The 8,196-nt window shown below is 39.7% G+C and carries 10 protein-coding genes and 10 tRNA genes; 1 reads left to right on the top strand and 19 read right to left on the bottom strand.

The genetic code is table 11. The annotated features are described in order from the left end of the window. Positions 1-71 precede the first annotated feature (71 nt). The 11 genes from JCM9157_RS18780 to JCM9157_RS18730 all read right to left on the bottom strand — a co-directional run bounded on the left by JCM9157_RS18780 (position 72) and on the right by JCM9157_RS18730 (position 1,623). Positions 72-148, bottom strand: a tRNA-Ile gene (locus JCM9157_RS18780). Positions 149-192: 44 nt separating this feature from the next. After that, positions 193-266 (bottom strand) — tRNA-Gly (locus JCM9157_RS18775). Positions 267-279: 13 nt separating this feature from the next. After that, positions 280-356: transfer RNA gene (locus JCM9157_RS18770), tRNA-Pro, on the bottom strand. Between the two features lie 23 nt (positions 357-379). After that, positions 380-466, bottom strand: a tRNA-Leu gene (locus JCM9157_RS18765). A gap of 30 nt (positions 467-496) precedes the next feature. Further along, positions 497-578, bottom strand: a tRNA-Leu gene (locus JCM9157_RS18760). A 15-nt stretch (positions 579-593) separates the two neighbouring features. Continuing rightward, a tRNA-Asp gene (locus JCM9157_RS18755) sits at positions 594-670 on the bottom strand. A gap of 4 nt (positions 671-674) precedes the next feature. Then, a tRNA-Val gene (locus JCM9157_RS18750) sits at positions 675-750 on the bottom strand. 35 nt (positions 751-785) lie between these two features. Next, positions 786-860: transfer RNA gene (locus JCM9157_RS18745), tRNA-Glu, on the bottom strand. Between the two features lie 18 nt (positions 861-878). Further along, positions 879-969: transfer RNA gene (locus JCM9157_RS18740), tRNA-Ser, on the bottom strand. A 1-nt stretch (position 970) separates the two neighbouring features. Then, a tRNA-Asn gene (locus tag JCM9157_RS18735) sits at positions 971-1,045 on the bottom strand. A 128-nt stretch (positions 1,046-1,173) separates the two neighbouring features. Then, positions 1,174-1,623: a SprT family protein gene (locus tag JCM9157_RS18730; protein WP_035667161.1), complete on the bottom strand. Its 450-nt coding sequence runs from the start codon at positions 1,621-1,623 to the stop codon at positions 1,174-1,176. A gap of 107 nt (positions 1,624-1,730) precedes the next feature. On the opposite strand from JCM9157_RS18730, the gene cmpA reads away from it, so the two are divergent. Next, positions 1,731-1,856 (top strand): cortex morphogenetic protein CmpA, encoded by a 126-nt coding sequence (gene cmpA / locus JCM9157_RS24470; protein ID WP_148296915.1) that lies wholly within the window; start codon positions 1,731-1,733, stop codon positions 1,854-1,856. Positions 1,857-1,899: 43 nt separating this feature from the next. Here cmpA and JCM9157_RS18725 read toward each other — a convergent pair whose 3' ends face one another. The 8 genes from JCM9157_RS18725 to JCM9157_RS18690 form a co-directional block, all read right to left on the bottom strand. Then, the gene (locus tag JCM9157_RS18725) at positions 1,900-4,080 is read right to left on the bottom strand and encodes a Tex family protein (RefSeq protein ID WP_035667156.1); all 2,181 of its coding nucleotides are present in this window, start codon (positions 4,078-4,080) and stop codon (positions 1,900-1,902) included. Positions 4,081-4,183: 103 nt separating this feature from the next. Then, a complete protein-coding gene (locus JCM9157_RS18720) occupies positions 4,184-4,780 on the bottom strand; it encodes a SpoIIE family protein phosphatase (RefSeq protein WP_035667155.1) in 597 nt (198 codons plus the stop codon). Next, positions 4,780-5,565, bottom strand: a complete 786-nt coding sequence (gene sigB / locus JCM9157_RS18715) for an RNA polymerase sigma factor SigB (RefSeq protein WP_035667153.1) — start codon at positions 5,563-5,565, stop codon at positions 4,780-4,782. Before sigB ends, JCM9157_RS18720 begins: the two co-directional genes overlap by 1 nt. Then, entirely contained in the window at positions 5,528-6,013 is a 486-nt protein-coding gene (rsbW, locus tag JCM9157_RS18710; RefSeq protein WP_035667151.1) for an anti-sigma B factor RsbW, read from the bottom strand. The genes sigB and rsbW overlap by 38 nt, the downstream gene beginning before the upstream one ends. Then, a complete protein-coding gene (locus JCM9157_RS18705; RefSeq protein ID WP_035667149.1) occupies positions 6,010-6,333 on the bottom strand; it encodes an STAS domain-containing protein in 324 nt (107 codons plus the stop codon). The genes rsbW and JCM9157_RS18705 overlap by 4 nt, the downstream gene beginning before the upstream one ends. Positions 6,334-6,387: 54 nt before the next feature. Next, positions 6,388-7,392, bottom strand: coding sequence for a PP2C family protein-serine/threonine phosphatase (locus JCM9157_RS18700; protein ID WP_035667158.1), 1,005 nt, complete (start codon positions 7,390-7,392; stop codon positions 6,388-6,390). A gap of 27 nt (positions 7,393-7,419) precedes the next feature. Then, the gene (locus JCM9157_RS18695; RefSeq protein WP_035667147.1) at positions 7,420-7,833 is read right to left on the bottom strand and encodes an anti-sigma regulatory factor; all 414 of its coding nucleotides are present in this window, start codon (positions 7,831-7,833) and stop codon (positions 7,420-7,422) included. A gap of 1 nt (position 7,834) precedes the next feature. Further along, a complete protein-coding gene (locus JCM9157_RS18690) occupies positions 7,835-8,191 on the bottom strand; it encodes an STAS domain-containing protein (RefSeq protein ID WP_035667146.1) in 357 nt (118 codons plus the stop codon). Positions 8,192-8,196: the final 5 nt, after the last annotated feature.

Genomic DNA, 8,196 nt, shown 5'->3' with positions numbered 1-8,196 from the left:
AACTAATGTATCGCTCAATGGCGACTTTTAAAATGTTACTACTAATCTTCAAGGAAGTCAACAACTTTTTTTGGTGGGCCTGAGTGGACTCGAACCACCGACCTCACGCTTATCAGGCGTGCGCTCTAACCAGCTGAGCTACAGGCCCAAAAAAGGCATAAAAAAAAGACGTGACATTTTCTTGTGTTTTTTTGGAGCGGGTGATGAGAATCGAACTCACAACATCAGCTTGGAAGGCTGAGGTTTTACCATTAAACTACACCCGCATATAAAATAAGATGGTCGGGAAGACAGGATTTGAACCTGCGACCCCCTGGTCCCAAACCAGGTGCTCTACCAAGCTGAGCCACTTCCCGTTTTTGATTTAAGTTGAATTAATTGGTGCGGTTGAGAGGACTCGAACCTCCACGGGGTTAACCCCCACTAGGCCCTCAACCTAGCGCGTCTGCCATTCCGCCACAACCGCGTTTACACCAAGTTATTATAATAATCAAAGTGCGGGTGAAGGGAGTCGAACCCCCACGTCATAAGACACTAGATCCTAAGTCTAGCGCGTCTGCCAATTCCGCCACACCCGCGAAATAATATAAAATTGGCGGTCCGGACGGGACTCGAACCCGCGACCTCCTGCGTGACAGGCAGGCATTCTAACCAACTGAACTACCGGACCAAAATGGTGGAGGATGACGGGATCGAACCGCCGACCCCCTGCTTGTAAGGCAGGTGCTCTCCCAGCTGAGCTAATCCTCCATATTAACCTAGTTAGCTATTTAATAAAAATAGATTGGTGACCCGTACGGGATTCGAACCCGTGTTACCGCCGTGAAAGGGCGGTGTCTTAACCGCTTGACCAACGGGCCACTTTAAAAATAAAACAATGGCGGAGAAGGAGGGATTTGAACCCTCGCGCCGCGTAAACGACCTACACCCTTAGCAGGGGCGCCCCTTCAGCCACTTGGGTACTTCTCCATGGCTCCACAGGTAGGACTCGAACCTACGACCGATCGGTTAACAGCCGATTGCTCTACCACTGAGCTACTGTGGAATATTTATTGACTTTAAGTATATTAATATAATACTCAATACTTGTCAACTTTTTATTATTTGTCACTGACTCGCTCAGCGACTTCTATAATATATCATAGGCTTATTTAGAAATGCAAGAGCATTTTTTTATTTTTTTTCGAGCTTCCCTTTACACTTTCCACATACATACTTTCGCACATCAATTTTGCGTTTACGATTATATTGAAGTCCGCAAGCTAGGCACTGATAACGATGTAATGTCTTTGTTACATTTTGAACACCGGGGATAACATCACAAAATCTCGGTGCCCCTACTTTTGACATCAGCCATTTAAAATCATCGTCCCGATGCTGGTAGCCTTTCCCCTGCAAATGAAGATGATAATGACACAATTCATGTTTAATAATACCCACTAGCGCCTTTTCACCATAATATTGAAGCTGCTTAGGATTAATTTCGATGTTGTGACTTCTAAGTAGGTAACGCCCCCCCGTTGTACGAAGACGCTTATTAAAACAAGCTTGATGATTAAAAGACAAGCCGAAAGACTCCAAAGAAATTTGCTCAACTAACCGTTGTAACTGTTCATCTGACATAAATATTTGGTTTTCACCCATAAATTCTTCTCCAATCGTTCAACTATGACAAACCCTCTTACATATACTAATCTAAATCAAGTAAGTTGTTAAGGAGATGGTTGCCTATGCCAACGTGGCTAAGACAACAACTAAAGCAAGCTTATTTAGACAAAGACAGATATCAAATCAAGGTACTTAACCAATGTTGGTTTTACTACAAGGAACGAGAAACAGAAGAAGTCCAATCTTAAATAAAAGGTGACGAACGAATTTCGTTCTGTCACCTTTTTTCAATTAAGAAATTTGTTTTTCCGGCTTTTTCATTGTCAATGACACTCGTCCCTTTTGAACATCAACTGAATCAACCCACACTGTTACAATCTCTCCAACGGTTACAACTTCTAGAGGGTGTTTAATAAATCGGTTTGTTATTTTAGAAATATGGACAAGGCCATCTTGCTTAACCCCAACATCAACAAACGCACCAAAATCGACAACGTTCCGAACTGTCCCTTGTAACTCCATTCCAACTTTTAAGTCCTCCATTTTTAAAACGTCTTGTTTTAAAAGTGGTTTTGCTATTTCATCACGAGGGTCTCTTGATGGGCGAATAAGATTATCGACGATATCTTTAAGCGTCGGAACACCAATTTCTAAATCACTGGCTAATTCTTCTACACTAATAGCTTGCATTTGTTCTCTTACTTTTTCCGAGCCGATATCCTTACTAGAAGCACCGATAAACTTCAAAAGTTTCTCTGTTTCTTTATAACTTTCAGGGTGAATAGCTGTTTGGTCGAGTGGTTGCTCACCTTCTTGAATGCGAAGAAATCCGATTGCTTGCTCGTAAGTTTTAGCACCAAGACGCGGTATTTTTTTTAATTGATTTCGATTAGTAAAACGTCCTTCTTCCTCACGACGTTTAACAATATTGGTCGCAACAGCTTTTGATAGACCCGCTACATACTGCAACAAGGAAACGGAAGCTGTATTTACATTAACCCCAACTTGGTTAACGGCTGTTTCAACTACAAAAGTTAATGATTCATTCAAACGTTTTTGCGATACATCGTGTTGATACTGGCCAACACCCACAGATTTAGGGTCAATTTTAACTAACTCCGCTAACGGATCCTGCAATCTTCTTGCAATTGAAACCGCACTTCTTTCTTCAACCTTTAAATCCGGGAACTCTTCTCTCCCTAATTCAGAAGCAGAATAAACACTTGCACCCGCCTCGTTTACAATTAAATAGTAAATGGAATTTGGAAGCTCCTTAATTACATCAGAGATAAACTGTTCTGTTTCTCTAGAAGCTGTTCCATTACCAACCGCAATCATATCAACAGAGTATTTTTTTATGAAAGCTTTTACAACCTCTTTAGACTTTTCTATTTCATTTTTTGGAGGCGTTGGGTAGATAACAGCAATATCTAGCACTTTTCCTGTCGCATCAACAACAGCCAATTTACAACCAGTTCGGTAAGCTGGGTCAACCCCTAATACCGTTTTATCTTTCATCGGCGGCTGCAACAGAAGTTGCCGTAAATTTTCTGAAAAAATGTGGATTGCTTGCTCTTCCGCTTTTTCCGTTAACTCGTTACGAATATCACGTTCAATTGATGGCTCAATCAAGCGTTTGTAACCATCTTCTATCGCTTCAGCAACAATAGATGCAGTAGGTGAATTGGGAAATTTAATTGTTTTCCGCTTAATATTTTCCACAATTCTCTCACTCGGGAATACCAAAGCAACTTTTAAAATTCCCTCTTTCTCACCACGGTTCATCGCAAGAATTCGATGAGGAACGATCGCTTTTATTCCCTCTTCATACTCGTAATACATTTCAAAGATTGCTTTTTCATCTGCTTCTTTATCCTTAACTGTTGTTTTCATCTTTCCATCTTTAAAACCGAGCAAGCGAATGCTCTTACGAAGCTCCGCATCATCAGATATCCATTCTGCCATAATATCTTTTGCTCCCTGAATTACGTCATCTACCGTTGTGAGTTCATGCTCTTCTGATATGTAAGCAGTTGCTTCTTCTTGTACCGAACCTGCTCTCGGTAAAGAAAACAACCAGTTTGCAAATGGTTCAAGTCCTTTTTCTTTAGCCACCGTTGCTCTCGTTCTTCTTTTTTGTTTATATGGTCGATATAAGTCTTCAATCTCTTGAAGTTTTTTCGCGTTTTCTATTTTAAGCTGAAGTTCATCAGTCAATTTTCCTTGCTCATCGATCAAACGAATCACTTCGCCCTGACGATTCGCTAACTGTTTAGCATACTCCCACTGTTCGACCGTTTTACGGATTTGAACTTCATCAAGGCCACCTGTCATCTCTTTTCTGTACCTAGCAATAAAAGGAACAGTATTTCCCTCATCGACAAGTTTAATTAACTGCTCTATGTAACTTTGCTTTACGTTTAATTCTTTCGCTATTGATAGGATCGTTTGGTTTTGCTTATCCTCGTTCATTCCAACACCTCATTAAAAGATAGAATATAGTAATCATAGCATAAGTAAAAAAAGGTAACTTAAAATAGATTCTTAATTTCTAGATCTATTTCAAATTACCTCTTTAATATATTTTCCCAATTAACATCGTTACATCATCTTGCGCTTCACTTTTTTCAAAAAATACATCTTTATCTTTTTTAAGTGACCCAATCTTAGCTAAGATCTTCTTATCAGGACGGTGCTTCACACCGTCAGAATACAATATGAACGTGCTACCATTTGAATAAGAATACGTCGAACTCTTTACAGACAGCTTCTTCCCTGACAGAAATCCCCTTGTAGGTACAGGTTGAATGGTTGTCCCATCCACACCATAAAGAGCAAAGCCGATGTTTCCATGATTACAATAACTAAGCTTTTTAGTTGAGTACTCAAATTTAATGATCGTCACAACTGCGCCTCGCTTATTATACATAGCTTGATTACAAGCTGTAATCATTGATCCTACACTCTCATTTTGAAAAGAGTGAATCGCAGCCACGCATGCCTTAGCGGATTGCAATGCTCCTTCACCACTACCCAAGCCATCGACAACAGCACAGATTGTATAGTTAGTTGTTTGAATGACTGTATAGGCATCACCAGAACACACATTACCCGACTTCGCTTGTTCAAATGCTAAAACTTCAATTTTTTGATCATTATAGTAAGTCGACATTACAAAATCTCCGACGGCTCTATCTTGATCGATTCCCTAAGTTTCTCAAGTGCTCTTCGTTGCAAACGAGAAACATGCATTTGCGAAATCCCTAGTTTCTCACCCGTTTCTTTTTGACTATAATTATTAAAATACGTATATTCAAGTATTTCCTTTTCGCGTTCACTCAAGACGGCAAAGGCTTTTTCCAGCAACATTTTTTGATCTGCCTCTTCATATCCATTCTCAGTTTCTCCAACAAGATCTAATAACGTTACTTCTCCACCTTCTTGGTCTGCCTCTAAAGAACGGTCAACCGACAAAGCTTGATAACTCTTAGACATTTCCATTGTTTCAAGCACTTCTTCTTCTGTTACTTCTAAAACCTCAGCTATTTCATGGACTAATGGAGATCTTTGTAATTCAGCTGTCAGAGTCTCAACTGCCCGCTTGATTTTTGGACCTAATTCTTTAATACGTCTCGGGACATGCACACTCCATGTTTTATCACGAATATATCGCTTAATTTCTCCAACAATCGTGGGGACAGCAAACGATTCGAAACTTCTTCCAAAACTGGCATCATAACGATTCAACGCAGCGAGTAGCCCTACCATACCGACCTGAAACATATCTTCTTCATAATCCCGCCCTTTAGAGAATTTCCTTGAAAGAGATCTGACAAGAGCTTCATAATGTTTAACAAGCTTTAATTGTGAGGTCGAATCCTCATTTTGTTGATAGTCATGAATCCATATATATACTTCATCATTGTTCTGGTTGTGCTTCTGTGACTCGTGCGACATGTGGTTCCACCTCATCTCCATGAAGGAACTTCGTCATAACAAGGACAATACCTGATTCGTTAATGATTTCAACCTTATCCATTAATGTGTTAATAAGGAAAAGACCCAAACCACCTTCTTTAAGATCAGTAACTGGCTGATCCGCATCTATTGGCCCAAGATGATCTCGCACAGACCCGACATCAAAGCTCTGCCCTCTATCCGCTACAACTATTTCTAAGCGTTCTTCATATAAGTAATAGGAAATATTCATGATTCCCCCTTCCTCATATGCATGATTTACAACGTTTGTACACGCTTCTGCAATCGCAATTTTCATATCTTCAATGTCGTCGTAGCTAAATCCAATACGATTCGCAATTCCAGAAACAGTCAAACGAACTACCCCTACATATTCAGGCTTTGCAGGTACAGTCATTTGTATGTGATCTGCCTCATGTCGATTCATTTAGTTGTTTCCCCCTCCTCAATCGTAATGACTTCATTTAAACCAGTGATCGTAAAAAGCCTTTTAATTCGTTCCGACATTCCTGTAAGAATAAAATCACCTTTGTGAATATGAGTTGCTTTTAGCGCCCCTATAAAAATTCCCAAGCCTGTACTGTCAATATAATGAACATCCGACAAGTCAACTTTAACACTGTTGCCCAACTCGGTAAGAGGCGTTAATTCCTCTCTTAATTTCGGAGCAGTATAAGCATCAATTTCACCTGATAAATATAAGATGGTTGTATGATCTAATTGTTCTTTACGGACTAATAAATTCAACTTAATTCCCCTCCTCAAATCAATACAATAGTCTATACCACGTAAATTACATGTTTAAACCCGTTTAATAATCATTAATGTAAAATCATCTCTTAATGAAAAGTTTTGAAGTTTTACAAGCTCATCATAAACACATTCAACCAATTCCTGAGCAGGCATGTGCATATATTCTCTTATCAACTGAACAATTTCTTCACGTTCAATGAAGTCGTCGCCAATTCTGCACTCTGTCACACCATCAGAGAGAAAAACAATAAAATCTCCGACCTCTATTTTTTTACAGTATTCTCTAAAAGTAGGGTTTCTCGTTACACCAAGAACAATTCCTTTCGCTTGTAACTCTTCAAACTTATTTTCTTTCGCCCGAAAGAAAAAACCCGGTTCATGACCAGCACCAGCATAATGAAATTCATGTGTTTTCGGATCATAAGAACCATACATCATCGTAATAAACATACTATCATGAACATTCTGCTCAACAACTCTATTTAAGTTTTCTAATAAAGCAGCTGGTTGAAGACGTTGTTCCGGCAAACTATCCATCGCATACTTGATCATCGACATACACAACGCCGCCGGCACACCTTTACCAATTATATCAGCGATTGCAATTCCAACACAGCCGTTTTCATCTTTAATGAAATGATAATAGTCGCCACTCATTTTATGTGCAGGGACATTCACCACTCCAATATCAAGAGAGTCTGTACTCGGAACAATTTCTGGTAAAAATGACTGCTGCATCGTAGCAGCCACCTCCATCTCAGAATGTAACTCCAGTTGTTGATCTCTTAAACTTTGATGCTCACGATAAGCAAGTCCATACCCCATCATCACTTCTAGTAACAAATCGAAGGAATCAACAATCTCAGCTGGCAAATCCGGATAAAGCTCTTCTAGCACCGACCGATGTATACTGACGAGTTCCTCAGGAGATATTTGTTGTTCTATAAGAACCTTGCTAAATTGCTGCGCTTCATACAAACCTTGCTCACTTTTCCGGTGAAGAAAGGTTTGTAAAATACGTCTATATGTCTCTTTTATATCTTGGACAGACATTCTCACAGAAAGCCTCCTTTATTGGAATTACCTTAGCCATTTTGTTACTATAATCGTTGTTCCTTCTTCTTTTATAGATTCAATTGAAAAGTCATCCATCAATCTTTTTACCCCTGGCAACCCCGCCCCCATACCACCAGATGTCGTAAAGCCATCCATCATTACTTGTCTTATGTCTGGTATTCCAGGTCCGTTATCCTGAGCCGTAATTTTTATTCCTTTTTGTATCCCTAATTTACTAGGCTGTTCAATGAGTTCTAAGTGAATTTTCCCTCGCTTAGCGTAAAGATATATATTACGAGCAAGCTCTGAAATGGCTGTTGTAATTCGAGCTTGGTCAACACTACCAAATCCAATTTCCTTTGATAAGGATCTACCAGCTTGTCTAGCTGCTACAATCCCCCACTCGTTTTTCACTTCTACAAAGGACTCGGTTTCCATCTTACCCCTCCAATTCCTGCTGCAATTTTTCTAGACCTTGCTCAAGATCTAACGCTGTTTGAACCTCATTAAGAGTAATCCCCATGTCTATCAGCGTAATTGCAACAGCTGGTTGGATGCCCGTCAAGACCACCTTTGCACCCATCAAGTTTGACATATCGACAACATCCCCTAGAACTTTTGCGATAAAAGAGTCAATCATATCAACTGAAGTCAAATCAATGACCACACCCAATGAGCCTTCTGAATGAATCTTATTTAATAAATCTTCTTGAAATTGCAAAGCGGTTTGGTCATCTAACTCCACCTGTACACTAATTAGTAAATATTGTCTTAACTTCAAAATTGGAATTCTCATCTTGC

Source organism: Halalkalibacter akibai JCM 9157, from assembly GCF_000513135.1.
In the GTDB taxonomy this organism is placed as follows: Bacteria; Bacillota; Bacilli; order Bacillales; family Bacillaceae_D; genus Halalkalibacter; species Halalkalibacter akibai.
The sequence above is the reverse complement of the archived record's forward strand: the minus strand, read 5'-3'. Positions and strand labels throughout refer to the sequence as shown.

Bases quoted from the DNA above. Each gene is read 5' to 3' on its own strand.
- JCM9157_RS18730 (WP_035667161.1), bottom strand. From the start codon at position 1,623: ATGTCAGATGAACAGTTACAACGGTTAGTTGAGCAAATTTCTTTGGAG.
- cmpA (WP_148296915.1), top strand. From the start codon at position 1,731: ATGCCAACGTGGCTAAGACAACAACTAAAGCAAGCTTATTTAGACAAA.
- JCM9157_RS18725 (WP_035667156.1), bottom strand. From the start codon at position 4,080: ATGAACGAGGATAAGCAAAACCAAACGATCCTATCAATAGCGAAAGAA.
- JCM9157_RS18720 (WP_035667155.1), bottom strand. From the start codon at position 4,780: ATGTCGACTTACTATAATGATCAAAAAATTGAAGTTTTAGCATTTGAA.
- sigB (WP_035667153.1), bottom strand. From the start codon at position 5,565: ATGTCGCACGAGTCACAGAAGCACAACCAGAACAATGATGAAGTATAT.
- rsbW (WP_035667151.1), bottom strand. From the start codon at position 6,013: ATGAATCGACATGAGGCAGATCACATACAAATGACTGTACCTGCAAAG.
- JCM9157_RS18700 (WP_035667158.1), bottom strand. From the start codon at position 7,392: ATGTCTGTCCAAGATATAAAAGAGACATATAGACGTATTTTACAAACC.
- JCM9157_RS18695 (WP_035667147.1), bottom strand. From the start codon at position 7,833: ATGGAAACCGAGTCCTTTGTAGAAGTGAAAAACGAGTGGGGGATTGTA.
- JCM9157_RS18690 (WP_035667146.1), bottom strand. From the start codon at position 8,191: ATGAGAATTCCAATTTTGAAGTTAAGACAATATTTACTAATTAGTGTA.